Annotated in this window: 20 protein-coding genes and 1 tRNA gene; 8 read left to right on the top strand and 13 right to left on the bottom strand. The window is 56.5% G+C overall.

Annotated elements, in window-relative coordinates; translation table 11 throughout:
• Window positions 1–311 precede the first annotated feature (311 nt).
• Both ALMA_RS01805 and ALMA_RS01800 read left to right on the top strand, forming a co-directional pair.
• The gene (locus ALMA_RS01805; RefSeq protein ID WP_094726124.1) at window positions 312–2,300 is read left to right on the top strand and encodes a MucBP domain-containing protein; all 1,989 of its coding nucleotides are present in this window, start codon (window positions 312–314) and stop codon (window positions 2,298–2,300) included.
• Window positions 2,301–2,468: 168 nt separating this feature from the next.
• The gene (locus tag ALMA_RS01800) at window positions 2,469–4,058 is read left to right on the top strand and encodes a MucBP domain-containing protein (RefSeq protein ID WP_094726123.1); all 1,590 of its coding nucleotides are present in this window, start codon (window positions 2,469–2,471) and stop codon (window positions 4,056–4,058) included.
• A 237-nt stretch (window positions 4,059–4,295) separates the two neighbouring features.
• Here ALMA_RS01800 and ALMA_RS01795 read toward each other — a convergent pair whose 3' ends face one another.
• The 6 genes from ALMA_RS01795 to ALMA_RS01770 all read right to left on the bottom strand — a co-directional run bounded on the left by ALMA_RS01795 (window position 4,296) and on the right by ALMA_RS01770 (window position 9,301).
• Complete coding sequence (locus tag ALMA_RS01795) at window positions 4,296–4,778, bottom strand: Rrf2 family transcriptional regulator (protein ID WP_094726122.1); 483 nt, start codon at window positions 4,776–4,778, stop codon at window positions 4,296–4,298.
• 17 nt (window positions 4,779–4,795) lie between these two features.
• The gene (locus ALMA_RS01790; RefSeq protein WP_094726121.1) at window positions 4,796–5,425 is read right to left on the bottom strand and encodes an NAD(P)-dependent oxidoreductase; all 630 of its coding nucleotides are present in this window, start codon (window positions 5,423–5,425) and stop codon (window positions 4,796–4,798) included.
• Window positions 5,426–5,590: 165 nt separating this feature from the next.
• Window positions 5,591–6,328 (bottom strand): phosphoglyceromutase, encoded by a 738-nt coding sequence (locus ALMA_RS01785; protein WP_086106752.1) that lies wholly within the window; start codon window positions 6,326–6,328, stop codon window positions 5,591–5,593.
• A 10-nt stretch (window positions 6,329–6,338) separates the two neighbouring features.
• Window positions 6,339–7,313, bottom strand: coding sequence for a 1,4-dihydroxy-2-naphthoate octaprenyltransferase (menA, locus tag ALMA_RS01780; protein ID WP_094726120.1), 975 nt, complete (start codon window positions 7,311–7,313; stop codon window positions 6,339–6,341).
• A gap of 117 nt (window positions 7,314–7,430) precedes the next feature.
• Window positions 7,431–9,041: a lysine--tRNA ligase gene (gene lysS, locus ALMA_RS01775; protein ID WP_211278319.1), complete on the bottom strand. Its 1,611-nt coding sequence runs from the start codon at window positions 9,039–9,041 to the stop codon at window positions 7,431–7,433.
• A 186-nt stretch (window positions 9,042–9,227) separates the two neighbouring features.
• A tRNA-Arg gene (locus tag ALMA_RS01770) sits at window positions 9,228–9,301 on the bottom strand.
• A 94-nt stretch (window positions 9,302–9,395) separates the two neighbouring features.
• Here ALMA_RS01770 and ALMA_RS01765 point away from each other — a divergent pair.
• Window positions 9,396–10,043 (top strand): CYTH domain-containing protein, encoded by a 648-nt coding sequence (locus ALMA_RS01765; protein ID WP_094726118.1) that lies wholly within the window; start codon window positions 9,396–9,398, stop codon window positions 10,041–10,043.
• A 389-nt stretch (window positions 10,044–10,432) separates the two neighbouring features.
• On the opposite strand, the gene ALMA_RS01760 is transcribed toward ALMA_RS01765, so the two are convergent.
• Genes ALMA_RS01760 through ALMA_RS01750 form a run of 3 tightly spaced genes read right to left on the bottom strand, consistent with a single transcriptional unit; the run spans window position 10,433 to window position 13,661 of the window.
• Entirely contained in the window at window positions 10,433–11,407 is a 975-nt protein-coding gene (locus ALMA_RS01760; protein WP_094726117.1) for a tetratricopeptide repeat protein, read from the bottom strand.
• A 39-nt stretch (window positions 11,408–11,446) separates the two neighbouring features.
• On the bottom strand, window positions 11,447–12,442 hold the full coding sequence (locus tag ALMA_RS01755) for a DUF8094 domain-containing protein (RefSeq protein WP_094726116.1): 996 nt from the start codon (window positions 12,440–12,442) through the stop codon (window positions 11,447–11,449).
• Window positions 12,435–13,661, bottom strand: coding sequence for a heme exporter protein CcmD (locus tag ALMA_RS01750; protein ID WP_094726115.1), 1,227 nt, complete (start codon window positions 13,659–13,661; stop codon window positions 12,435–12,437). The genes ALMA_RS01755 and ALMA_RS01750 overlap by 8 nt, the downstream gene beginning before the upstream one ends.
• A 224-nt stretch (window positions 13,662–13,885) precedes the next feature.
• On the opposite strand from ALMA_RS01750, the gene ALMA_RS01745 reads away from it, so the two are divergent.
• Window positions 13,886–14,899, top strand: coding sequence for an FKBP-type peptidyl-prolyl cis-trans isomerase (locus ALMA_RS01745; RefSeq protein WP_094726114.1), 1,014 nt, complete (start codon window positions 13,886–13,888; stop codon window positions 14,897–14,899).
• A 125-nt stretch (window positions 14,900–15,024) separates the two neighbouring features.
• Here the strand turns inward: ALMA_RS01745 and ALMA_RS01740 are convergent, their stop codons facing one another.
• A complete protein-coding gene (locus ALMA_RS01740) occupies window positions 15,025–15,306 on the bottom strand; it encodes a hypothetical protein (RefSeq protein ID WP_094726113.1) in 282 nt (93 codons plus the stop codon).
• A gap of 235 nt (window positions 15,307–15,541) precedes the next feature.
• Here ALMA_RS01740 and ALMA_RS01735 point away from each other — a divergent pair, with 235 nt between their 5' ends.
• The 3 genes from ALMA_RS01735 to nrdG all read left to right on the top strand — a co-directional run bounded on the left by ALMA_RS01735 (window position 15,542) and on the right by nrdG (window position 20,425).
• On the top strand, window positions 15,542–16,963 hold the full coding sequence (locus ALMA_RS01735; protein ID WP_094726112.1) for an MFS transporter: 1,422 nt from the start codon (window positions 15,542–15,544) through the stop codon (window positions 16,961–16,963).
• 267 nt (window positions 16,964–17,230) lie between these two features.
• Complete coding sequence (gene nrdD, locus ALMA_RS01730; protein WP_094726111.1) at window positions 17,231–19,603, top strand: anaerobic ribonucleoside-triphosphate reductase; 2,373 nt, start codon at window positions 17,231–17,233, stop codon at window positions 19,601–19,603.
• An 81-nt stretch (window positions 19,604–19,684) separates the two neighbouring features.
• The gene (gene nrdG, locus ALMA_RS01725; RefSeq protein ID WP_094726186.1) at window positions 19,685–20,425 is read left to right on the top strand and encodes an anaerobic ribonucleoside-triphosphate reductase activating protein; all 741 of its coding nucleotides are present in this window, start codon (window positions 19,685–19,687) and stop codon (window positions 20,423–20,425) included.
• A gap of 63 nt (window positions 20,426–20,488) precedes the next feature.
• Here the strand turns inward: nrdG and adhP are convergent, their stop codons facing one another.
• Together adhP and ALMA_RS01715 are read right to left on the bottom strand one after the other, a co-directional pair.
• Window positions 20,489–21,499: an alcohol dehydrogenase AdhP gene (gene adhP, locus ALMA_RS01720; RefSeq protein WP_086106741.1), complete on the bottom strand. Its 1,011-nt coding sequence runs from the start codon at window positions 21,497–21,499 to the stop codon at window positions 20,489–20,491.
• Between the two features lie 215 nt (window positions 21,500–21,714).
• Window positions 21,715–24,042 carry a hypothetical protein gene (locus tag ALMA_RS01715; protein WP_094726110.1) on the bottom strand — a complete coding sequence of 776 codons (2,328 nt, stop codon included), beginning with the start codon at window positions 24,040–24,042 and terminating at the stop codon, window positions 21,715–21,717.
• A gap of 283 nt (window positions 24,043–24,325) precedes the next feature.
• Here ALMA_RS01715 and ALMA_RS01710 point away from each other — a divergent pair, with 283 nt between their 5' ends.
• Window positions 24,326–24,817, top strand: coding sequence for an inorganic diphosphatase (locus tag ALMA_RS01710; protein WP_086106773.1), 492 nt, complete (start codon window positions 24,326–24,328; stop codon window positions 24,815–24,817).
• A gap of 111 nt (window positions 24,818–24,928) precedes the next feature.
• On the opposite strand, the gene ALMA_RS01705 is transcribed toward ALMA_RS01710, so the two are convergent.
• Window positions 24,929–25,669: a hypothetical protein gene (locus ALMA_RS01705; RefSeq protein WP_148140232.1), complete on the bottom strand. Its 741-nt coding sequence runs from the start codon at window positions 25,667–25,669 to the stop codon at window positions 24,929–24,931.
• Window positions 25,670–25,804 lie beyond the last annotated feature (135 nt).

The following is a 25,804-nucleotide window of genomic DNA, read 5'->3' as shown; positions in this document are numbered from 1 at the left end:
GCACATTCTTCACTACTGCTCGGGATTTCATCAAAGAAACGCATCCGTAGCGTTCTTAATTCTACGTTTTATGAGCTCTTCTTTTCGTGTTTTTTATTTTACCAGCAGGGGGCTATATCGAGTTTCCTCCAGATTCTGTTCAGTTTATATTCATTCGTGATTCATGAGTCATTCATTCTGAATTCATACTCGCCACACCGTCTCGCTCCCCCAAGGAAAATGCCATCCACTATGCTAGAATGAACTCTTCTGGAACTGAAAAACATACATACCGACACGATAAGTTCGACCATAAGAGATAAGAAGGAAGAATGGCTCTACTTACCGCTTTTTCTGCGCGCCTTTCGCGCCTTTTGCGCCTTTCGCGCACCTCGCGCACCTCGCGCACCTCGCGAGTAAAGCATGCTGCTCGTGCTACTCTCGTCAGCCTGGCAGCACTCACACTCGTGACTACAGGAGCGCTTACACTCGCTCCTCAGAATGCAGCTCATGCTGCTGTGACTCCTACCACTGAACTGCACCAGAAGATTCAGGATGCGACGAAGAACCTGAAGATAGGTGAGGGCGCTGGAGTCCTCATAGATGAGTCCCAGACAGCTACGCCAGCTATGTCGGATGCGAATGGAGCTGCCATCGAAGAGCTGCCAGCACGTCTGCCATCCTGGCAGCCTATTACGGATACAGATATGTATACCTTTAACTACGCTCCACTGAACTGGTTCATGCAGTCGGGCTTTAGCCAGGGGACGTCTATCTTCGACTCGTATTATGTCCGCCTGTCCATGCCACGCGACGCCTCCGTCCACTGGGTACGCGTAGAGTTCGTAAGGTCCTCAGATAATACTGTGGTCGAGTCTCATGACGTTCAGCCAGGAGAGCGCACCTCTCTGACTGAGTTTAAGACGGCATACCCACAGCTCACTCTCGGCAGCACGACGCTCACCACAGGAGATATAAACGTCTTCTACGATACCTCTGGTGCGAATGATGATCAGTACGGTAACCTGAAGCTGCAGTATAACGTCGCTGGCACTCTCTACGAAGTGAATAACTCCATCGTAGGAAAGCCATACCTCTTTAACACTCTGTATAAGACGGAGGGCGGAGACACGCTCGCATCCTACTCTCTCATGACGGGCGCTCGCCAGTCTGCTACTCCATCCGAAAAGCGTGAGTTTTCGGATTACACCTATACGCGCACGGTAATAAATGGTACGAAGGACCTGAATACGGAGCAGCTGGATGTGCAGTCCCCACTCTATAAGATGAAGCGCCTCTACCGTATCGTCGCTGCAGATGGTTCTACTGTAAAGTCTGTCTATGTTCAGGATCCTACCTACACGGGCGAAGTGAACTACACGGACGCAAGCACGACCGGCTTCATTAAGGTCCTCGAGACGAATGTGATGGCACCGAATACCGTAAATACTGAGCTTCACCTCGTCACAGGCCAGAAGACTGCTTCGGGCGAAGAGTTCATCACCGAATCTGAAGCGGAACAGGTAGAAGCTCTGGCGAAGCAGTCCACTGCAGATGGGAATGGCTCTGCGAATGCTCAGGTAACGGTGTGGAGCCAGGATGGTAAGGAAGTGCGTCTCGGTTTTAATGGGGCGAATAATAAGACTGCTGCCCCAGTGTGGAACCTCACTGCGGGAAAGAGCCTCTACCTCTCGCTCATCGGCCTGTATGGTAATGGCGGTACCGGCCAGAATGGTAGCACGAATATCCAGCTGTGGAATGACGTTACTTTCCACGGTGAAGTAATCCACTACTACACCCATAAGAAGGGCTCGGTCGTGGTCCACTACGTAGATGAAGACGGGAATACCATCGCTGCCGACCAGACGGACGAGGATAACGTAAACACAGGCCTGACCTATAACACGGATGAGGACCACCGTCCATCTACCATTTCCTTTAACGGAGAGAAGTACGAGTACGTTCGCGTGAAGGATAATAACGCGACGGGTAAAGTCGTGGAAGGCACCACGCATGTGACGTACATCTACCGTAAGGTGACGACGGTTCCTACTACGAAGACCACCATCTGGGTGACCACGGATGGCACCGTTCTGCGCGCTCGCGAGAACGGCACTCTGCCGGCTTCGAGCTTTGCAGGATACCGTTTCGTGCGCACAGATACGGATGCCGTGGGGAACGTGACGCACGTTTTCGCGCCTGCTTCTGCCACGACTCTGGCTCGCACGGGTTCGGATGTGCTGACGCTGTCTGCCGCTGCTCTCACTCTGAGTGCGCTCGGCATGGCTGCTGTAGCGTGGCGCCGTATGCGTAGAGCGTAGTTTCACGCTTATCCAGGCCTTCTCGCCGCGTGCGGGAAGGCCTTTTCGCATATTCTGTGCCAATTTTTAGCTCTTTTTCAGATTTCATCTCTACAGTGGCGCGAGTGAAGTTCCAGGAAGAGGGGAACTTTCTGCATCCAGATACATTTATCTTTTAAGGATTACCGTATGTTTCTTTCTCGCCGAGTACGCCGTACTCTGACCGCTGCTACTGTGGGAGTACTCGCTGCAGCATGCGCTGTGGTCAGTCTTCTTCCCGCTCACGCCGCCGATGCTTCTAGCCTGAATGTAGGCGAAGGTATCGGCACTCTCGTAGACACCACGCAGAGCGTCTCCCCGGATATGAGCGACCCGAATGGCGCCAAGCTGAGCGAGCCTATGCATGTGGATTCTTGGTCTCCTACTTCTGCAGAGGGCATGTATACCGTGTCCTATCTCGGACTGGGATATTTCGCTTTTGCTGGCATGTCGAATGGATCAGCCATAGCTCAGCAGTACTTCCTGCGTTTATCCATGAATACGGACCGTTCGGATGAAAATGTTCTCGCGGAGCTCGTCCGCATTTCGGATAATTCCGTGGTGGAATCTCATACTTTGACACCAGGGTCGAGTGCATCCTTAACGGGACTCGTCACCGCGTTCCCTACTATCACTACAGGCGTCGCAAATACACCGATTACTCTCACCTATAGCACTGCTACCGCCAGCGATACCACGTATGGCAGCATATCTGCTTCCTGGATGTATGGTGGCCAGCTCGGACCTTATACTGTAGGTAGCACAAATCTCTCAAAGCCACAGGTGTCCACTACCACCTATGCCACAGAAGATGGAAAAACTCTGGCTACCTATGAGATGATGGATGGCGCCGGGCAGACCTCTACTCCATCGAATCCGCGTGAGTTCAGCGATTACACGTATACGCGCTCGGTAACCACACTAGCAAACACAGAAGAAGGCACAGCTCTCGACCGCCCCGCTTCAGATACCCAGCGCTTCTTTATCAAGATTCTGCGTACCATTCAGTCTGATGGAACTGTGGTCAAGTCCCTCTACGTGGCAGATCCCACATATACTGGCACACAAAACTATGAGGATACGAGTACCACAGGCTTCATCGAAGTCCTGCGCACGAATGCCATGGCATCAAATTCCGTAAATACGAATACGGATGTCCTCACGAGTACCACGAGCACAGGCGAAGACTTTATCACTGCCGACGAAGCAGCTCAGATAAAAGCACTGGCTACCCAGCCCGTCGAGGGATTCGGTCATCAGGTGACCATCTGGGATAAGGATGGCTACACTATCCGACTCGGCTTTAATGGATATAATAACCTGAATGTGCGCCCCTACTCATCCACTGAGGCGGGCAAGAGCCTCTATGTCTCCACATCTACTCCGGAGACGAATGGCACGCGAAGCCTCGCAAATCCGCTCTATAACGACCTCGTTATTCCTACGAATACGACGCATTACTACACCCATAAGGTAGGCTCTGTGGTCGTCCACTACGTGGATGAGGATGGAAATCCTCTCGCTGACACGGTCACCGCGCTCTCGAACGTAAATACCGGCACCTCGTATAACACAGATACCACGACCACCACCACGACTACTCCGACCGAGCAAACCTCCGAAAAGAACTCCCAGCCTCTAGCGAAGACTGGTTCGAATGTTCTCGCTCTGGGTGCTGCTGCCGCAGCTCTCAGCGCTCTGGGCATAGGCGTGGTAGCATACCGGCGTATGCGCGCATAAGCCACATAATGTCTGCGCAATGAAGGGCTTCGGAGAGAATTCCGAAGCCCTTCATGTATGTTCTGTGAAGATGGCGAGTTTGTAGTCAGTTTTGACCGTTTTCTCGAACGTGTTCGAAATGAAAAACGGCTAAATACTGCGGTTCTTGTCCCCACACGAAGCTCAGCCACGCGGTCAGAACTGACTACAAAACACTAAAATTGGACGAAAAACTCAGAGTGCCGACGAGCGCCTTCCTCACGCAGCAGCACTCCCCACCTCAGGCACCTCCTGCCCGCGCGAGCGCGCCGCCCCCACGAGGTCTGCCACCACCGTATCCAGCGTCACAGCCCGGAGCTGCTCTTCCATGGCGTCCTGCGCAGCCTGGAGCTTATCATCCAGCGCAGTGTGGATATTTCCACCCACGACGCACTGCGGTGCCGGATTCTCGTGGAAGTGGAAGAGCTCCGAACCCGAAGCCCCTCCCACCGGATCCACCGCCGCAAACACGTCATACAGCGTCACTGCGCTTAACGGCCGAACCAGCCACGTGCCACCGCTGCCCTTGCGCGCATCCACGATGCCCGCCGCCTTCAGGTCAGACAGGACACCGCGGATGATGACAGGATTCACGCGAATACTCTGCGCGAGCACAGCACTCGTCACGCGCATCTGCGACTCAAAAAGATCGATGTACGCGAGCGCGTGCACAGCTATGGTAAACCGACTACTTATCTGCATATACGCTAGTCTACCGCTTACTTGCTCACCACGCTGATGCGCTGCTGCACGTGTGCGCCAGACTCAGCTTCATCCACCACAGCGATGGCATAGTCGGCGTACGAGATGACGCTCTTACCCTCAGCATTCAGAAGCATCTGGTCGCCGCCGATCTGGTACTCGCCCGTACGCGCACCGTCTGCTTCAAACTCCGCTGCTGGGCTCACATACGTCCACTTCACGTCGCGCACCTCGCGCAGCCCCGCGAGCGCGTGTGCATGCGCCTTCACCACGGCCATGGCTTCTTCTGGGAAGCCTACTGCCATATCCAGAACAGTCTTCGTGTGCGTGTCATCCACATACAGGCTTCCCGCACCACCCACGACGATCAGACGCGTGTCCGTTCCCTTCAGCACTGCAGTCAGATGCTCGGTAGCCTTATAAATATCCGATGCATTCGGCCCCCATGCGCCGAGAGCGTCCACGACCACATCAAAGCCGCGCAGGTCGTCTGCCGTCAGGTCGAAAGTGTCCTTCACGAGAACGTTCTGCGCTACAGTTTTGTTCGCGCTGCGTACGATGGCCGTAACGTCCAGACCACGCTCCACTGCTTCCTTCACGATGAGCTGTCCGGCCTTACCGTTTGCTGCTACTACTGCTATCTTCATGCACATACTCCTTTAAGCTGTAATGTTTATAGTTACAGCTTAAAGGAGCGGGAGTTAGTTGTCAATTTTTTTATTACTACTTTTCGCCGAGAGCATACAAAAGGCGAGCCCTCACACGAGGAACTCGCCCTTTTTGTATTCAGCTTTATAGAAAACCGATGAAAACTACTTACCCTGGTTCGCCACTGCTGCAGCACCTGCAGCTGCTGCCTCTGGATCGAGGTATTCACCACGAGGCTTGATAGGCTTGAAGTTCTCATCCAGTTCGTAGAGCAGTGGGATAGCGGTAGGAATGTTCACCTTAGCTATCTCCTCTTCGCTCAGACCGTCGAGCATCTTCACGATGGCACGCAGAGAGTTACCATGAGCAGCGATGAGGACTGTCTTACCAGCCTTCAGCTGTGGCTTAATGGTCTCTTCCCAGTATGGGGTTACGCGAGTGACCACGTTCGAGAGAGCTTCGGTCTCTGGGACTTCTGCACCTGCGTAACGTGGGTCATTATTCTGCGAGTACTCGTCGTTTGGATCGATCTCAGGAGGTGGAGTGCCGTAGGAGCGACGCCAGATCATGAACTTCTCGTCACCGTATTCTTCACGAATCTCGGTCTTATTCTTACCCTGAAGAGCACCGTAGTGACGCTCGTTCAGGCGCCAGTTACGCTCTACTGGAATCCACAGGCGGTCTGCAGCATCCAGTGCGATGTTCGCGGTGTTAATAGCGCGGCGCAGCAGAGACGTGAAGACGATGTCTGGGAGAACGTTCTTCTCCTTCAGCAGCTCGCCACCACGCTTCGCTTCTTCCACACCCTGTTCGGTCAGGGGTACATCTACCCAACCAGTAAACTGGTTAGTCTTATTCCATGCGCTCTGTCCATGACGGAGCAGTACTAACTTGTAAGTCATACTCACTAGTTTAAAGCGCGTTCGCGACGAGCCACACCGCAGCCGTGTGGAGAGTCAGAAGAATCATGAGAAGATTCACCGAGGAAAAGACTCGGGCGTAGAAAGCTGGACGCTTCACAGCTCGCCACACGTGCAGCAGTCCCCAGATAGTCACCGCATTCAGAGCAGCAAGCACGAGCACGTCAGCCAAGGAAAGCCACACGTTCACGCGGAACGACAGCGTGAAAAGAGCCACGAAGAATTGCCCCCAGGAAAGCACGAGCACACAGCCGAGCCACGCAGCCAGCAGCCAGCGCCCGAAAGCGCCTCCCCAGCGTACGACGAGCGTGCGTTTCCCAGCAGCGCGGTCGCTATACTCGTCACGCAGATTATTCACGAGTAGCACGCTCGCCGCAAGCACGCCACACTGCACACTGCCCAGGAGCGCCCACGGCCCTACGTGGGCCGAGCCGCCCCCACCCGACAGTATGAGCGCCTCCACGCAGAGTACGACCACAGGCCCGAAGAAGAGGAAAGCCAGAAGCTCGCCGAGTCCACGCGCACTCGCCCAGCTCGAGTATCCCCACGCCGCGAGCACGCACAGCGCACCCACACCCAGCAGCCAGTACTGCCGGCTGAGACACACGGCCGCTACGCCGGCGACCACGCCGAATAGTGAGGTAGCGAGGGCAGCACGCAGAGCGAGAGGCTGCGCTATGCCGCCCGCTGCGTTCATCCGCACCGGCGCACCGTCCCCACGCAAGCGGTCTACGCTGCGGATGCCATCGATGTAATCATTCGAAAAATTGGCAGAAATCTGCAGGCTCAGCGCTACCACCACGCACAGTAGCGCCTCCAGCGGCACTCGCACAGAGCCGGACCAGAAGGTCGTGCCGAGCAGATACGAATCCATGCTCGCGCACAGCAGCGCCACGAGCACGGGGCATACAGAAAGGGCCCACGTGCGCGGGCGCGATCCGAGGATCAAAAGCCGAAGTGTGCGCATGCGAGCCCTCCTTGTGCGTGACGTCCGCACGACGTGCGAGCAGTTCCCGAGGCAGCCGCACGACGTGCGAAAGTCTGCGACGTTCGTGCGAAAGTCTGCGACGTTCGTAAACCTACCTTACATACTCAGCGGCTTCACCAGCGGGAACGTAATGGTCTCGCGGATAGTAGCGCCCGTCAGCGCGATGAGCAGACGGTCTAATCCCATGCCCATGCCGCCCGCAGGAGGCATGCCCACGCCGAGAGCCTCGATGAAGTCCTCGTCGATGTCCATAGCCTCGTCGTCGCCCGCCATACCCATCTTCGCCTGCTCCACGAAGCGCTGACGCTGGACGACAGGATCATTCAGCTCCGAGTATGCCGTCCCCAGCTCGAAACCGCGGATGTACAGATCCCACTTCTCCACCTGGCCCGGCTTCGAGCGGTGCGACTTCGTCAGCGGCGAAGTCTCCACAGGGAAGTCGCGCACGAAAGTAGGCTCCCAGAGCTGATGCGGGTCCTCGGTATAGAAGTGATCCCAGAGGTTTTCCACGAGCTTACCGTGGTTTTCCACCTTTTCATGCTCCACGCCCAGCTTATCCGCAAAGGCCTGCAGGGTCTGGACGGACGTGGCCGGCGTGACTTCCTCACCGAGCTTTTCAGACAGCGACTCATACATGTCCAGCTCGCGCCACTGGCCGCCGAGGTCATACTCCGTTCCATCTGCCAGCGTCACCGTGGTGGAGCCGAAGGTGTCCAGAGCTGCCTGCTGGATGAGCGACTGCGTGATCGTGGCCATGGTGTCATACGTAGCATACGCTTCGTACGCTTCGATGGTGGTAAATTCTGGTGCGTGCGTGGCATCTGCACCCTCGTTACGGAACGCGCGGTTTATCTCGAAGACACGGTCTATGCCGCCTACGAGCATACGCTTGAGGAAAAGTTCTGGAGCGATGCGCAGATACAGGCCCATGTCGAAAGCATTAATATGCGTGGTGAACGGACGCGCTGTAGCACCACCGCGCAGCGTCTGGAGCATAGGCGTTTCCGCCTCGATGTATCCGCGGGACTCGAAGTTCCGGCGCAGCGAGGAGACCACAGATGCGCGGTTTCGCACCATCTTACGCATCGCATCATCCACGATCATCCCGAGGTATGGCTTACGCGTGCGCTGTTCCTCGTTCAGCTCCTTATGCAGCGCTGGCAGAGGGCGCAGCGCCTTCGTCGCGATCTTCCACTCGCTGGCGAAGATGGAGAGCTCTCCGGTCTTCGAGGAGATGACGCGGCCCTTGAGGAAGAGGAAGTCCCCGAGATCCACGAGCTGCTTAAATTCCTTCAGACTGTCTGCACCGATCTCCTTCTTCGAAAGCATACCCTGGATAGGTGTGCCGTCGCCGGCTTCGAGCTGCACGAAGCACAGGCCGCCGCCGTTCCTCAGGAAGATGACGCGACCGGCCAGCGCTACCACGTCGTCCGTCTCCTGCCCGGCTTCGAGCTTCCCCTCGTACGCCTCGCGTACCTGCTGAATGGTATGCGTGACAGGCAGCTCGGCTGGGTACGGATCGACCCCGTTCTGCAGCATGAGCGAACGCTTCGCCACGCGCATCTGCACCTGCTCCGGGTGCGCGTGCGGCCCGTACTGCTCGTTCGACGGGTCGATGGCCTCGTCGAGGCTCGCTCCGCCCGCGATGCGCTCGGCTATGGTTTCGTCCTGCTTCAGCAGGAGTTCCGCGCGTTCCACGGTATTCATTCCGCTGGCGTTTTCGCTCTTTTCGGTCTGTTCTTCTGTCAATTCTTCCATAACGTTCTACTCATGTCCTCGATAGAAGGAGTATTATCTATGGAATATAAGAGTACTAAAAGCGTCGTACACTGCTGTGCGGGAAGGCTGCGGGCACTGCTACGGGAAGCACTACGGGAAGCACCTGACCAAAAGTGGGCCTGAAGAGATTCGAACTCTCGACCTTCTGTACCGGAAACAGATGCTCTCATCCGCTGAGCTACAGACCCATCGTCCACGATTATAACAAGTGGAGCGGAAACACGCATACCCGCGCATGTTAAAATCGTGGTACAGGTGTATGTACCACTACTGGAGGTAGCCATGGATTCTCTCGATCAGCTCGACCACTTCGATCATTTCGAATACGAACGCCGCTTCTTCTGTGAGAGCATTCCGTCGGAGATTCTGGCTGACGAGGCTCCTACGCTCATCGTCCAGAGCTATTACGTGCACCAGGATAACTACGCTCTGCGTGTACGTTTGAACGCGAAAAATGTGCGCCTCGACATGGCTGAGGATACCGATCCCATTTCTGTCCTCGCCCGCTACCGCGATAGCTTTACTGAAGCCACGCTCACAGCGAAGGGCCCAGCCGTGGGCGGTACACGCTATGAGCTGGAGAACTCTATAGATCCCGACGTAGCTGCGGAGCTCGTCTTCCGCGGTGGAAAGGCGATTATTAAGAACCGCTACAGCATCTGGCAGGGCGAAGATGGCTGGAAGATAGACCTCTTTGGCGCGGATAATTATCCACTCATCGTAGCTGAGGTGGAGCGCCATAATCCTGTGACGAATCTCGTCATTCCATCCTTCTGCACCACGGAAATCACTGACCAGGCGCGCTTCTCGAACGACGGACTCGCCGGAAAGCCATTTAGCGCATGGAAGGATGACTTCGCTGCTGAGCTCGAGGAAGTGGGGCCACTCTTCCTCGACAGCTTCGGAGAGAATCGCCGCGAGGAGGAGTAGGGGCAGGGCCGGCTTCGGCTGGGGCAGGGCCGGGCTGGGCGCACTTCGCCTCTCTGAGTGCAGTTTCAAGGAAACTCACGGCCAGTTGTTTGTAAATCGTCTCATTTTTTGCTTCTTCGCCGGGATGGAGAGGGTAAAAATGAGACGATTTACAAACAACTTGTCTTTTCACATCCCCTCCTCGGCCTCTCCATATCCACCTCCCATCCCCCTCGAGCCAGTTCTGTGTAAGTCATCTCATTTTCGCTCTCGAAAGTACGCGAAAAGGCATAAAAAAGAGCGAGACGTGAGATGACTTACACATAACTCACGTCTCGCCCGCACAAGCCCGCACGAGCGCGTCCTACCGCGCGCAGCGCCGCTACACCCCCCGGGCAGCTCCGCAGCCACTAGTACATCAGCGTCATCAGCCTCTGCCGCGCAGCCTTCAGCCGTGGATCGCTCGCTTCAGGAATAGCGAAGTACTCTACGAGACGTTCACGCACCACAGCGAGATGCTCGCGGTGTGCTGGCACAGCGATAAAGTCCAGAAGACGCCCGAACGCATCAGATATCTGCCCGCCTATCATATCCACATCAGCCACATCGAGCTGCGCCTGCACGTCGTCCACGCGCTCTGCCGCCGCAGCGCGCACCACGCGCACATCCGACTGGCCGTTTCGAGCCAGCAGCAAGCACAGAGCACGCTGTCGTGCTGCCTCGGCATCATGAGGGTCACGCTCCACGAGCTTGGCGTACTCGGCAGCAGCCTGGTCATACTGTCCAGCGGCCGCCAGTGCGTGGGCAGTCTCGTGCCCGGCTGGAATGGCTGGCTCAGCTGGTCCGGCGGCCTCGTCAGTAGCACCAGACGCATCCGCAGACGAATCCCCCACGAACGGCGCTGTGCCGGTTACCCCAGACTGCTGAGCCATAGCCACGACCTGTGGTAGGAGCGTCTCCTCGAGCTGCGTGAGCTCCGCCTCAGACGGCATGCCCTGGAGCAGAGGGATAGGCCGGCCACCCACGAGAGCAAATAGCGCTGGCACCCCCTGCACGCGCAGCGCCTGCACTATCTGCGGATTCGACGCACCGTCGATGCGCGCCAGCTGCATCCCACCATTCAGAGCAGTAACCATGCGAGCCAGAGCACGCGCCACGTCGAAGAAACGCTGATCATCCTGCATCCACACGAGCAGAAGCACAGGGAAGGTGTTCGAGGAGTTCACCATGGCTTCGAAGCTCGCCTCGGTCACGTCGATGACGTAGCCACCTGCTGCTGGAGCTCCCCCCTCTTCACCCATCTGGGCTTCTGCTTTATGCTTGAGCGATTCGAGATCTACTGCCCCTGCCAGCGAAAAGCTGGGACGGTATGCATCCTGTGCCATGCGCTTCCTCCTTTATACGTTTCCCCTGAATGACTGCGACTACTTCGCTACCACGGAAATTGGCTGACGTTCCGCGCCTACCGCGCGTATCTGCTCACTCGAGCCGGACGCCGGAATGTACAGCGCGACCTCGTTCATATACGTCACTTCGAGCGTACTCGTGGACTGCGCGTTCCCGAACAGCGCGGTCTCGCTCTCCGAAGCAGGCAGCGACTTGCGGTTCGACCCAGCCGTACGCGTCCACACGGACGTAATGGCTACGACGGCCAGAGCGCCGCCATCAGCCGTCCGGATGACCTTCATATTCTTCGTATCCGCGCTGTACGTCTGCGTCTGAGAGCCCTCGTTCTGCGCGATAGCACTCTGCACGCTCTCGGTAAGCGTAGCCAGCTGCTGACGGAACGAATCGTCCGCGAAACGGTTCGCGTTCGAACTGTTCGAGCCCTTCTCAAGCACGTCCGCGTACTGCTGAGCCGCCTGCGCAGGAGTAAGAAGCAAACCGGACGTATTCGCATCCCCCTGCTCGGAGCCTATGGTCGCCACGGCGAACTTCGGCATCTGCACGCCCGAGAAGAGGCGCACGAGACCCCAAATCTTATAATTACTCGTCGCTTTCTCCTGGTCGAGCACGAGCAGACGCTGCGACTGCTGCTGGTCCGTGACCGTGGTGATGGCGAAGAGGTCGCGCGGCCAGGTCTTCGACGTGCTCACGATGCTTTGGCTCAGCGAGTCTGGGATAGTGGCGCTCGAGTCCAGCTTATTCGTGCTCTGCGCTATCTTCAGCTGGCTTTCACGCACGGTGAGCGCCGGACCAGACATGCGTGCGGCCAGCGCCTTCGTGTCGCGCGCATCGTCCGCGGCTTTAATCGCTTTCAGCACGTTCTGGCGAATCTTCTGCTCCTGATCCGTGGTGACGACGGGAGCGCCGTCCGGGTCTGCCTGCGCTTGCGGCGACGGCGTGCATGCGGCGAGCGAAACGAGCGCGGAAACGGCGGCGAGGCCCGCTACGGCGCGTACTGCGAGGTTTTTATTCATGTGCATCGTCCTTTTCGGAAGTGTCAATCTTTCCGCTCTCTTCGCTCATCTCTTCCGCCGTGTCTTCAGCCGTATCTTCCGCAGTGTCCGAGCGGCCTTCCACCGCCAGACGTGCGAGGTATTCCAGCAGCTCCTGGCCGGTCAGCGTGCCAGTGTGCTCGGACTGTGCCTGTGAATCTGTGCGATTAATCACGGACGGCGACCATGCGCTGTCTGTGGCACCAGCACCCGTGGAGGCCACGAGATTCACCGAGCTCGGATCGACCACCGTAGGCTTCGGCGTATCCTTCTGAGTGGAGTCCTCTGGGGTGGTCTCTTTCTTACCGAACAGACCACCGAACAGACCATTCGTACGCGTGCGGTGCGTAATGCCCGACTTACTCTTCTTCTGGTACGGCACGTACGGTTCGTCAAGGCTCGGAATCATGCCCGTATCGATACCACGAGCCTCGAGAGCAGCGAGCTGCTCTTCACGCTTCCTTTTCCTGCGCTGTGCGCCGAATGGATCTTCTCCAGACAGCCACGTCATGGCGAGGACCGCCACCACGATGAAGACTGCTGCCCAGCTGAACCATGGGATGGCGGTATTCGGCATGTTCGTGCGGTTCCAGTTCACCCGCACGCTGCTCACTCCACTCGGGCTGTAAGCGATGACCTTTTCATACGGCTGAGCGCCAGTAATACGGAGTGTGGCCGTACGCTCAGCACAATTACTCAGAGCCCACAGGTCCGAATCACTAAGCTGAACCTGGTCCTTCGCTGCCGTTCCCGTCTTCGCCACATTCTGCGTGGACAGGCTCGTCCAGCTGCTCAGACCTGTCACGCGCGTGTACGCCACAGCCTGTGCAGCCATCCACGCATCCACATCTGTGGTGGATCCTGCGACCACGCACATCATGCGCTGAGCGGAATTATCATCTCCCGAGCGAGCCTGTGAGCGCTGCTCAGCCGATTCCTTAATAGTGGCTGTCACGGATACTTCCGAACTGACGAGATTCGCCACGCCCGCATCTAGGACCACATAATTCGTGGACGTTCCTGCCGAAGCAGACACCACACGCGCCGGGCGCAGGATGGTCAGATTCAGCACACCCATGACGAGTGCTGCCACGGCCAGAACAGCGGCGAGTGGCATCACTATCCAGCGCATAATCCTGCGCCGATCCCACTTCTTCAGTGGGCTCCCCTCTTCTTCGTGTGCTTCAGACGTTTCAGGCATGTCAGACTCCTTGATCCGAGCTCGCGTGCGTATCTAGTCAACTGTCATAACACGCGAGCCGCTGATCTGCGTTCGCATCTGGGGGCGCACCCTCAGAAATTTCTTTTCTATAACCACACCATTTTACATGGAGGACCTTAAAAAAGCCATTTTCTGACATTCCTGTGTTATTCCTGCACATTCTGTGCTCGCGCTTGACCGGCTCAGTGGGTAAAGTGAGACGTATGCATATACCACGTACACTCGCGCGCACAGCTGGCGCGCTTCTCATGAGCACCGCGCTCGTTCTTACTACGGCAGCGTGCGGCTCGTCATCCTCCTCGTCCTCATCCTCGTCGAATGACATCACCTTCACGCAGATGACGGGACTGAAGGCGGAAGGCGCACTCGGCCAGAAGCCTACTATTACTTTCACCACACCTTTTAAGGTGACGAATAATTCGTATGAAATGCTTCAGACGGGTGACGGAGCAGAGCTGAAGGACGGCCAGAAGCTGTGCATTCAGCAGATAGTCCTCGACCCGAAGACGGGTAAAGAGGTCAGCTCCACCTGGGAGACTGCGGCAGACTGCACGACCACGCTTTCTGAAAAGAACCTCCAGCCAGCATTCTATAAGCTTTTCAAGTCCATGAAGGTAAACTCCACCGTGGCCATCGGCGTCACCTCGGAAGGTTCGAAATCCTCCACGTCGTCTTCACAGTCGTCGAGCTCCAGCTCGTCGAACTCCTCAAACTCTGAGAATGAGGTCACCGCCTACATCATGGGCCTGACCATCGTCAGCGCAAAGACCATCCCTACCCGAGCAGATGGTAAGGCTGTGGACGGCATCGACTCGAGCCTGCCGAAGATCACCCTCGCGAAGGATGGCGAGCCAAACATCGACGCTACCGATCTGAAGGATTATAAGTCAGACGGTCAGCTCAAGGTCCAGACTCTTCTCCAGGGCACCGGCGCAGATGTGACGCAGAACAGCACGGTTACTGTGCAGTATAAGGGCTGGGTCCTCGGAGGCGATGCCTCAAAGCCATTCGACAGCTCGTGGTCTCGCGGCTCCAGCGCCACCTTCAGCCTCCAGCAGGTAGTCAAGGGCTGGACGCAGGGCCTGACCGGCCAGAAGGTAGGCTCGCAGGTTCTGCTCATCATCCCACCAGACCTCGGCTACGGTAGCACTGCGCAGAATAACATCCCGGCAAACTCCACTCTCGTCTTCGTGGTGGATATTCTGGACGCGCAGTAAGAAGTAAGCGCCCCGCTCACTGAAAAACTTGACCAATGGTTTGAGCCATTTTTCCGTCTCTGTCAGGCAGAAAATGGGCATAACCATTGGCCAAGTTTTTTTACAGGTTTTAACGAGAACGAGGTCTACTCCCCCGCAGCCTCATCCGCCACACTCGCGAGCTCGTACAGAGCGTCCGCTTCATCCTTTTCCTGAACGAAAGATGTGTAAGCGAGCACACCCCAGAGAGTGGCACCCACTGCACCCAGAGCGACGCTCGCCGTATTCTTCTTCGGAGACAAGCACGCCACCAGAAGGCTGCATACAGCCGAGATAAAAGCGAAGAGGTACATGGTGGACTTCTTCGTCAGAGCCTGCCCCATGCTGTCCTGCATCGTGTCATCGAGAAAATCGTGAAAATCTTTCATTATCTCTCCCTTTCCATGAGACCCCTGAAAGTACAGGGGAAATTGACATTCAGTATAGCAGAAAAACGCAGCCTCTTCCCGCACGCCTTTCTCACGTAGTGGACACTTTCGCCGCGCGCGTCTCCCATATGCCATAATTCATAACCATACAGAGCAGCGAGGATGCAAAACATCCGAGGCTGCTCTTTTCGTTTAGATAGAGTGAAACTTGAGAAGAGACAGAAAAGGGGCCATCATGTCAGAGGCACCATCGTCCCCCGCGAACACTGCGAACACCGCGCACACCGCGCACACCGCGTCCGCGAAGAAATCCAGTTATAACACCCCAGGCCAGGTCATAGCAGCCTCCCTGGTGGGTACGACCATCGAATTCTACGACTTCTACGTCTACGCGACGGCAGCAGCGCTCGTCTTCCCGAGCCTGTTCTTCCCTAAGGGGAATGACACCGTGAGCCTCCTGAGCTCCTTCGCTGTCTTCGGCGCAGCGATGGTGGCGCGTCCACTCGGCGCCATCTTCTTCGGCCACCTGGGCGACCGCCTCGGCCGTAAGACCACTCTGGTCATCTCCTTGCTGACCATGGGTATAGCCACCTTCATCATCGGTTTCCTGCCGACCTACCATCAGATAGGCCTGTGGGCGCCATTCTTCCTGCTCATTCTGCGCCTGACGCAGGGCTTCGCACTCGGCGGCGAATGGTCCGGTGCAGCTCTCGTAGCCACGGAGAACGCTCCTGAAGATAAGCGCGCACTGTATGGTACTTTCCCACAGCTCGGCGCTCCTATCGGCTTCATCATCGCGAATGGTCTGTTCCTCATCATTAACTTCGCGCTGCCTCACCCGACGAGCTCTGTACTGCAGTCCGAAGCATTCCTGAGCTGGGGCTGGCGTATTCCGTTCATTTTCTCGGCTCTTATGGTGGCCGTAGGCATGTGGGTGCGCGTAAAGCTGAACGAATCCGAGACCTTTAAGAAGGCTGTGGAGCAGGATAAGGTCGTGAAGTCTCCTCTGGCAGATACTTTCCGTTACCACTTTAAGGAAGTGGTGCTCGGTACTTTCGCTATGCTGGCTACCTATGTGCTGTTCTACCTGACCACCACGTGGATCCTGAGCTTCGGCACCACGCCGACCGAGAAGAACGGCCTGGGCATTCCGTACACGCAGTTCGTGCTCATGCAGATCATAGGCGTCATCTTCTTCGCCATCTTCACCCTGCTGTCCGGTCCATGGGCAGATAAGGTGGGCCGCCGTACGCTGCTCATCTGGGTGACCGTGGGCATCATCATCCTCGGCTTCCTCTTCCCGCTGTTCCTCGACTTCGGTCACGGCACGCCGGCGAGCGTCTGGGCTGCTGAAGCCTTCCTCATCGTGGGCTTCATCTTCATGGGTATTACTTTCGGTCCTATGGGTGCGTTCCTGCCTGAGATGTTCCCGACGAACGTGCGCTACACCGGTTCGGCTATCGCGTATAACATCAGCTCCATCCTGGGTGCGGCTCTCGCTCCTATCATCGCGGTGGCGCTGTGGCGTGCGGCTGGCGGCAGCACGTGGATGGTAGGCGTCTACCTCGCTGTGGCGGCGGCTCTCACGCTCGTATCCCTCGTTCTGTCTAAGGAGACGAAGGACGCGAAGTATAACGACGAGCTTTCGCACGAGTAAGGTCAATTTTCCCTTCTCCTTCGACACGCCCACTATTTAGTGGGCGTGTTTTTTTATCCACGATTTCATCCACGTGGACACGCGCCGATTTGCGCCAAAAGGGCGAGTTATCCACATTCGCTCACAAAGGCGAAAAACACTATATATAGTATTTATACGGAAAATGTACTCCAGATATAGTCGTACGGTAGTCCTACTATATTTTCACGGTGATGTGATGAAAGGGCTTCATCACGAGGGATATCTAGAGGGGATGACGTGGAGATTATGGCTACTGCGACGGCTGTACAGACGAAGGGACTTCAGGTAGAAAAGCGCGACGGACGCGTGGTTCCTTTCGACCGCATGAACATCATTCATGCCATCGAAGCAGCGTTTCACGCAGTAGGGGAAGAATTGGACTCCCAGAATGAACGCCGCATCGAGGACATGACGTCTACCGTGGAAAGCGTCATTACAGGCCGCTATACGGGGAACGTGCGCATCGATGACATCCAGAACGCAGTGGAACACACTCTCATAAATAATCACCTGTACGAGATAGCGCAGGCGTACACGACCTGGCGTCTGAATAAGGACATCGCGCGCGCGAAGGCGAGCGACGTGAACGAAGCCATTAAGAAGTTCATAAACCGTGACGAAACCATCATGCGCGAAAACGCGAACAAGGACTCGAACGTCTACGCCACCCAGCGCGACCTGCTCGCCGGAGCCGTCTCAAAGGCCAGTGCCATGAGCATGCTGCCTCCAGAAGTGGCGAACGCGCACATTAAGGGAGACATCCACTTCCACGACGCGGATTACAGCCCATTCACGCCGATGACGAACTGCTCTCTGCCAGACTTCGGGAACATGCTCGCGCACGGATTCATCCTCGGGAACGCCATGATGGACTCTCCGAAGTCCATCGGTACCGCTGCTACGCAGATTACGCAGATTATTAAGGACATAGCGGGCTCGCAGTATGGCGGCCAGACGGTGAACCGCGCAGACGAGATGCTCGCACCGTACGCAAAACTCGACTATGCGAAGAACATGGAGATGGCACGCGTGGTCTTCCCCGACGGCGAGCCTCTGGATGTAGCCCAGCATGCCATCGAGGAGTTTAAGAAGCGTGAAGCAGACTGGCTGCACTTCGAAAACCGCGAGCCTCTGCCTATGGATACACCGTTCCACGAGGACGCAGACGAGCTCGAGCAGATTCGCGAAGTGTATGCGAAGATTCTCACACGCAAGAACATCTATGACGCCATGCAGACCATGGAGTATCAGATAAACTCGAACCGCATCAGTAACGGTCAGACGCCATTCGTGACCGTGGGATTCGGACTCGGCCAGGACTGGTTCGCACGCGAGATTCAGCGTGCCATCCTGCTCGTGCGCATTCGGGGCTTAGGTAAGGACCGTCACACCGCCATCTTCCCGAAGCTTGTCTTCACTGTGAAGCATGGCGTGAACTCGCGTGATAACGAGCCAAACTATGACTTGAAGCAGCTGGCTCTCGAGTGCGCTACCAAGCGCATGTACCCAGACGTGGTCTTCTATGAGAACATCGTGAAGATTACTGGATCGTTTAAGGCTCCGATGGGCTGCCGCTCCTTCCTGAATGGCTGGACGGATCCAGACACCGGTAAGGATGTGGAGGACTCTCGCCTGAACCTCGGCGTGGTTACGGTGAACATCCCACGCATCGCACTCGAGTCGCATGGGGATAAGAAGCGCTTCTGGAAGCTCTTCGACCAGCGCATGGCCATAGCACACGAAGCTCTGCAGTTCCGCATTAAGCGCTGTAAGGAAGCCACACCTATAAACGCTCCTACCCTCTTCCAGCATGGTGCTTTCGGACGCCTCAAGCCTGGGGATAACGTGGACCAGCTCTTTAACCGCTCACGTGCCACCATCTCGCTGGGATACATAGGCCTGTATGAGACTGTGGCCATGTTCTACGGTAAGGACTGGATGCAGGACCACAGCTGGGATGAGAACGGTAAGGAGTTCGCTCTCGAGATAGTGCGTCGCATGCATAACCTGTGCGTGGAGTGGGATAATGCCGAAGGATACCACTACTCCGTCTACTCCACTCCAGCAGAGTCTCTCACTGACCGCTTCGCACGCCTGGATAAGGAGCAGTTCGGCGTGGTGGATGGCGTGACCGACCACGACTTCTACACGAACTCCTTCCACTACCCAGTGTGGCTGCGCCCTACGCCTATGGAAAAGCTCTCCTACGAGCGCGACTTCCCATACCTGGCGAACGGTGGCTTCATAAACTACTGCGAGTTCCCGAGCCTTCAGTCGAACCCGAAGGCACTGGAAGCCGTGTGGGACTACGCTCATAACATAGGCATAGGCTACCTCGGCACGAACACACCTATAGACCACTGCTTTAAGTGTGGTTTCGAAGGGGACTTCCAGCCTACGGAGACAGGCTTTACCTGCCCAGAGTGCGGGAACAGCGACCCGAACACGTGTAACGTCACCAAGCGCACGTGCGGCTACCTCGGTAACCCTGTCCAGCGCCCTATGGCGCACGGCCGCCACGAGGAGATAGCCCACCGCGTCAAGCACATGGCTGGCGAGACTGGGCACGTGACCCTCGCGGACGGCACTGTGCGTGAATGGTGGGATGACGCGAAGTAAGCGTTTATGAATGATGTCGTGGGCTTGGACGAGGGGAACTCTCCAAGCCCGCTCGTTTTTTCAGAGAGGAAGCTTATCAGCATGGCAGATGAATTTAAAAAAACGGGAGTAAAAAGGCGGACAAGCGCACACCGCGACTTTGCGCGCGGCGAGACAGGGCGTGGACCGAGCATACCGACAGATCTCGCGAATAATCCTCGCGCCGGCCAGTGGGATGGCCGCAGGCTCTCGAAGAACATCGTGGCAGACTATAAGCGCTTCATCGTCACCGATGGCGAAGGAATCCGCTGTTCGCTTTATGTAAGTGGCTGCCCCTTCCACTGCCACGACTGCTATAACTCCTCCATCTGGGACTTTAAAGCCGGACACGAATACACACAGGCTCTCGAAGACCAGATTATCTCGGATCTCAGCCTCGACTATGTGCAAGGTATTACTCTTCTCGGCGGAGAGCCCCTGCTGAACACTCCCATGCTACTGCGTCTCACTGAGCGCATTCGTTCGGAGTTTGGGTCATCTAAGGACATCTGGGCATGGACCGGATATACGTGGGAAGAGCTTATGCGCGAGGGAGAGACTCCGGATAAGCTCGAGCTTCTGCACAGGATAGACATCCTCGTCGATGGGCGGTACATCAGCAGTCTACATGATTCTTTGCTTCAATTCCGCGGTTCCTCAAACCAGCGGATTCTCGATGTGGCGAAGAGCTTCGAGGCGGGGCATGCCGTCATCTGGGATAAGCTTCACGACCAGGAGCGGTTTATACCGGAAATGTATGGGAAAGAAAGAGCGGCTACTGAGGGAGCACTGGAGAATAGGTAGCGAGTATCACATACAGGAGGAGGGACTACTCGTCTGAGTAGTCCCTCCTCATCAGAATATAATTTAGTGCTTCAGATCTATAACCATGCGGCCGCGAATCTTTCCAGCCTCCATCTCTGCGAAGATATCATTAATATCCTCCATAGGGCGGGACTGGCACTGTGGCACTACCTTTCCTTCAGCGCCAAACTGGAAGGCTTCTTCGAGGTCTTTACGCGTTCCTACGAGAGAGCCGACCACGCGAATGCCGTCGAGAACGAGTCGAGGAATGCTCAGATCCATCGACTCTGTAGGAAGGCCCACAGCCGCCAGCGTACCACCAGCACGCAGGGCATCTACAGCACCATTAAATGCGCTCTTCCCTACTGCCGTCACGACGGCACCATGAGCGCCACCGCATTCACGCTGCACTACCTCACCTACGTCTTCCTTCAGAGGATTCACGCACAGGTCAGCACCGAACTTCTTCGCGAACTCGAGCTGTTCATCATTTATATCCACTGCGATGACGTGTGCCTGGAAGACGTTCTTCGCATACTGAAGTGCGAGGTTTCCGAGTCCACCGAGGCCGGAGATGAGAATCCATTCACCTGGATGTACACCAGACTCCTTAATGGCCTTATAGCAGGTCACACCAGCGCAGGTAATGGAGCTCGCAGCCATGGAGTCGAGACCTTCAGGAACCTTTACAGCATAGTCTGCTGGAACGATGCACTCCTGAGCCATGCCACCGTCTGCAGTGTACCCTGCATTCAGCACGGAACGGCACAGAGTCTCACGGCCCGTCGTGCAGTACTCACAGTGGCCACAGCCCTTAAAGAACCATGCTACAGAGACGCGGTCTCCCACTTTCAGAGTGGTGACACCATCAGCTACTTCCTTCACACGACCTATTCCCTCGTGTCCGAGGACTACGCCTGTCTTATCACCAAAGTCCTGGTGCATCACATGCATATCCGTATGGCACACACCGCAGCATTCCATATCCAGGAGTGCCTCACCGTACTCGAGTGGACGCAGCTCCTTTTCTACTACTGCTGCCTTCTTATCCTGCGTAGCTACGATCGCCTTCATCGCGACCTCCTTTACTGTAGACCCTCTCTACATAGAGATGTATACGTTCTTCGCTTCCGTGCTCAGAACCTCTTCCAGTATACCGCAGAGCGCACAGTATTCCTAACGGAATTACCTCACATTCGTACACATTTTTATGTTCGTTTGTGCGGAATTTTGTGCGCTCTCCGTTCTGGGATCCCTGTTCTGAGATCTCTGGCCTGCGTTCTCCCCCTCTACGCTTGTGCGTTATCCCTCCTTACCTTATCCACCGCATACGCACAGAGGATAAAGAACGCTCCCCCACTCGCGCACATCCCCACGAGTGGGATAAAGCCTATGCTCACACCCGTCTTCGCCAGTACCGGAGGTTCAGATGGCGTAGGCGGAGTAGGAGGCTCCGGTTTCGGTTCTGGTTCAGCAGGCACAGGAGGCACCTCTGGCGCTGGCGGAGGCGTCACCTCCGTGCTCTCCCCTGGCACTCCCAGACCATGCGAAGCCAGCACCTCTCCTCCCGGATTCCACACTGTAGCTTTCCAGTACACGGTGCCACCCGACTCGGTATGAACTGCAGGGCTTTCCACCACATACGAACCATCAGCATCCCGGTCACTGCCACGCACAGGCACACGCTCTCCTCGCGTCAGCAGCTCACTAGAGCCCATATCAGAAGAGGATTCCACCGCATCATAGGCGTCAAAGGTCACATAGGCACCTTCCGGCACATCTCCCGTAATGCGCGCCACATCGTGAAAATCTTCGCCATGATCCACATGCGTATCCGAGACATGTGTGTTAATCTCCACCCGCACCGGCACATCCATCACATGCGTATACTCCCACTCGTCATTCCAGGCACTCTGCACTGGCATGACCCGGTCATCTCCCGCGAAGCTATAGACGAAGGCATAGTATCCCTGCTTCTGTGCATAGATATGGACAGGCTTACCATGAGCATCCGGCTTTCCACCTCCCACAGCGATGACACCATTCACCGCGGCATAGTCCCACGTTCCTAGCAGCTCATGCTCGTCATCAAGCTCGGGTACAGCCTCCCGCGATGGCTTCTCTTTCGACCAGTACACACTCACCTGAGCGAGCGCTGTATCTGCTGTCCAGCCGAACTCCGCATTCCCCGCGAAAGCACCGTGGTCCGAAGGATATCCCGAAACCGTTATCCTATCTGTCAGCGCTTCATGAAGAAAAGCAGAGTGCTCGGTCACCGTCGAGTCCACCATGAGGTGACGTCTCGTGGAGATACTTTCTTTCACATCGAGCAGTCCCGAGATGGCATCACCGTCTATCCACCCCCGAGCCTCCGAGCTCTGGTCAGCTGCAGCTATGGTCCACACCCATGAGGAGAACCTATCAGACTCACTGAGTTCATAGCGCTGCGCAGAGGAAGCGAAGTCGCGTGCTACTACATCATATTCTGCATCCGCTTCACTCACATCCACCTGCGCTGTAGCCACAGGCGTCAGTCCAGCGTCCTCCAGCCTCTGGAGATAGTCTGCAGCTTTTTCCCCCGGCTTTACGGCAGTCACACCGCGGTTCAGCAGACTCGAGACAGCTTCATGACTCAGACCAGCGAAGAAGTATCCGCGCGCATTCAGCGTCACTCCCTCTTCCCACGCATCTCCCGGAGCTACAGCTGTATGCACGGTATCCGAAGGCAGGGATCCTGCTTCGAGAGTGAGACCAGGGACATGGGTCGAAAGAATTGGCCTAAAAGCCTTCTTCACGTGGAACCGTACTCCCTCAAAGCTCACCTCTTTCGCGTCGCCGAGCCGCACGAAGTTCTGTGCGCTTTCGATGTCATCCAGTGTCTGCACGGACAGCTGCTGCGTGACGCTTACCTCTCCCTCGCCCGTCGCCGTCCAGCTGAGCGTTACAGCGTCGCGCCCGCTCGTCACCGTAGCAGATGCCGTATGTGTGGAGTCGAAGAGCGCCGGACCGCTGAGCTGTACCTTCACGGGCACGCCTTCTACCGAAGTTCCCGATGCATTCGTTACGCGCACGCTCACCTGTCCGCGGCGCTGCGCCTGCGCGTACTGCACGGATACCTGTGTACCAGCCACCGCATGCGCCTGCCCCTCAGCCCAGAGTTCCTGCGCTGTGGCGAGCACCTGAGGAAGTTTCGCGATAACGGTAGGCCTGTCTTTATCCCAGGCAGGACGCGACGAGGCGAGGTCGAAGTGGTCATGCATGTTCAGCGCGAGCGCGGCCTGGATGAGCGCGTCCGGCGAGTGCTGGTACTTCTGGATAAGGTATCCGGCTGCTCGTGTGTCTGCGCTGTCCGGCAGCGGGGTGGAGTTCGTGTACGTCATCGATTCGGTCACACCCCACTCATGGCAGTACATACGGTCACCGTTATCCGCTATGGCTATGGGCCCGAGCGCGTACCCACGGAAGCCCGGTACCATCATGTACGTACTGCGGTCAGGACGCTTCAGAGTGCCGCTCGTCGGCTTGGCGCTGGCCTGCGGCAGTGCGCCCGGCAGCACGAACAGGCAGGCGAGCAGGAGCGCGAGGAGGGCGCCGACTGCGTGTATGCGTTTATTCATCGTTTTCTCTCTTCTCTTAGAGTTTTCGAAAGGCAATTATTCCTCTCTTCCAGACTGCCCTAAAACGCATCGGAATGCCTACTTATTTTTCGATTGTTGGCAGATGTGGACAACCGTGTCGAACCTATGTGGATAACCCCCCTGTCGTGTGAATAACTGCCCGCGTCAGCTCGTCTTATACCCTCCCACCAGTAAGCTTAGAGGCAGTACGTGGTCGCACTGAGACATGAGCCTCAGCGAGCGCGTCGAAGGATTACGTCACATCTCTGTAGAGGAGAAAAATATGGCAGAAACATTTGATGTTCTGGTGGAGATCCCACGCGGATCGAAGAACAAGTACGAAGTGGACCACGAGACTGGTCGCATTAAGCTGGACCGCACACTGTTCACCTCCATGGGCTACCCAGATGATTACGGTTACATCGAGAACACTCTGGGCGAAGATGGTGACCCACTCGACGCTCTCGTCATGATTCCGAACTCTGTCTTCCCAGGCTGCGTGGTCGAGTGCCGCGCCGTAGGCCTGTACCACATGGTCGACGAAGCCGGTGGAGATGATAAGGTTCTGTGCGTTCCAGCAGATCCTCGCTTCGACGACATTAAGGACATCGACGATGTGAACGAGTTCCATAAGAAGGAAATCGAGCACTTCTTTAACCAGTATAAGGCTCTAGAGCCAGGCAAGGAAGTACTCCCAGGATCCTACTGGACTTCTGCAGCGAAGGCCGAGGAAGAAATCGTCGCTGCTCGCCAGCGCCTCGCAGACGCTGAGTAGTCGCGAGTTTTACGCGTCCATACAAGGACCGCATGCCCTGCACCTGAGCACGGCATGCGGTCCTTTTTTTCGTCTACGCGTGCGCACCGGAGCTCCGGCGCGTCCGAGCGTTTACAGCGACTCCCACACGCCGAACATCAGCACGATGACCAGGGGGAAGATGCCGCTGAGAAGCGCTGCCACTCCACTATATCCCCAGACCGGCGAAGCGTACACCACACCCTCGCTGTCCTCTCCAGCCTCGCTCTTGACTGCAGAATCTTTCTCCGTCTCTGTTTGCGCATCGCGCGACCACAGCGCCACACACGCGCTAATAGCCACCACACCCAGCACCACGAAGATAGCAGCGGCCACAGTAATGCGCGGATGAGGTAGGAGATAATCCACAGCCAGACTTGTGGTCATCCATCCCGAGCACACCAGCCCCAGCGTTCCCATAAAAATGATGAAGGACAGTGAGCGAATGAGGTTCTCTCGCTTTTCGCGCAGCATTTCGTAGAGGAATCCACCGGCGATGAGCGCTGTCATCATGAGGAAAAGCGCGATACCGAAGTGCTCTGCCGTGGACGTCATGACGCCGGCAAAACCACCCGCTGCAGCCGCAGCCACGGCAGCTATGCGCGAGGCTCGAGGCGTAGGCGTGTAGCGCTCTGCTGGGAAAAGATAAGCGAAGATGCCCACAGCCACCACTACGATGACGGCCATCACCCAGAACTCCACGTCCTCGAAGCCTGCCTCATACCATTCGTCCCCGAGGAAGGCCACCGTCAGCGCGAGAAGCGGCATAACCAGAGCACTGATGGCGCTGGCCACCGCCACATGAACCGTCCGCCATATTCCTGACTTACTCATGGACTCACTCATCTCGCCCTCCAGGCTCCTCGCATATGCGTGCGGCATGTGTGATTACACTCCGCGCATACACGAGTTCGTACTAAACCACTAGTATTATTGACTAATATTTATAGTACGTGTACACCTGCACAC

Source organism: Alloscardovia macacae, from assembly GCF_002259705.1.
Taxonomy (GTDB): domain Bacteria; phylum Actinomycetota; class Actinomycetes; order Actinomycetales; family Bifidobacteriaceae; genus Alloscardovia; species Alloscardovia macacae.
This window is presented reverse-complemented; position numbering and strand designations above follow the sequence as displayed.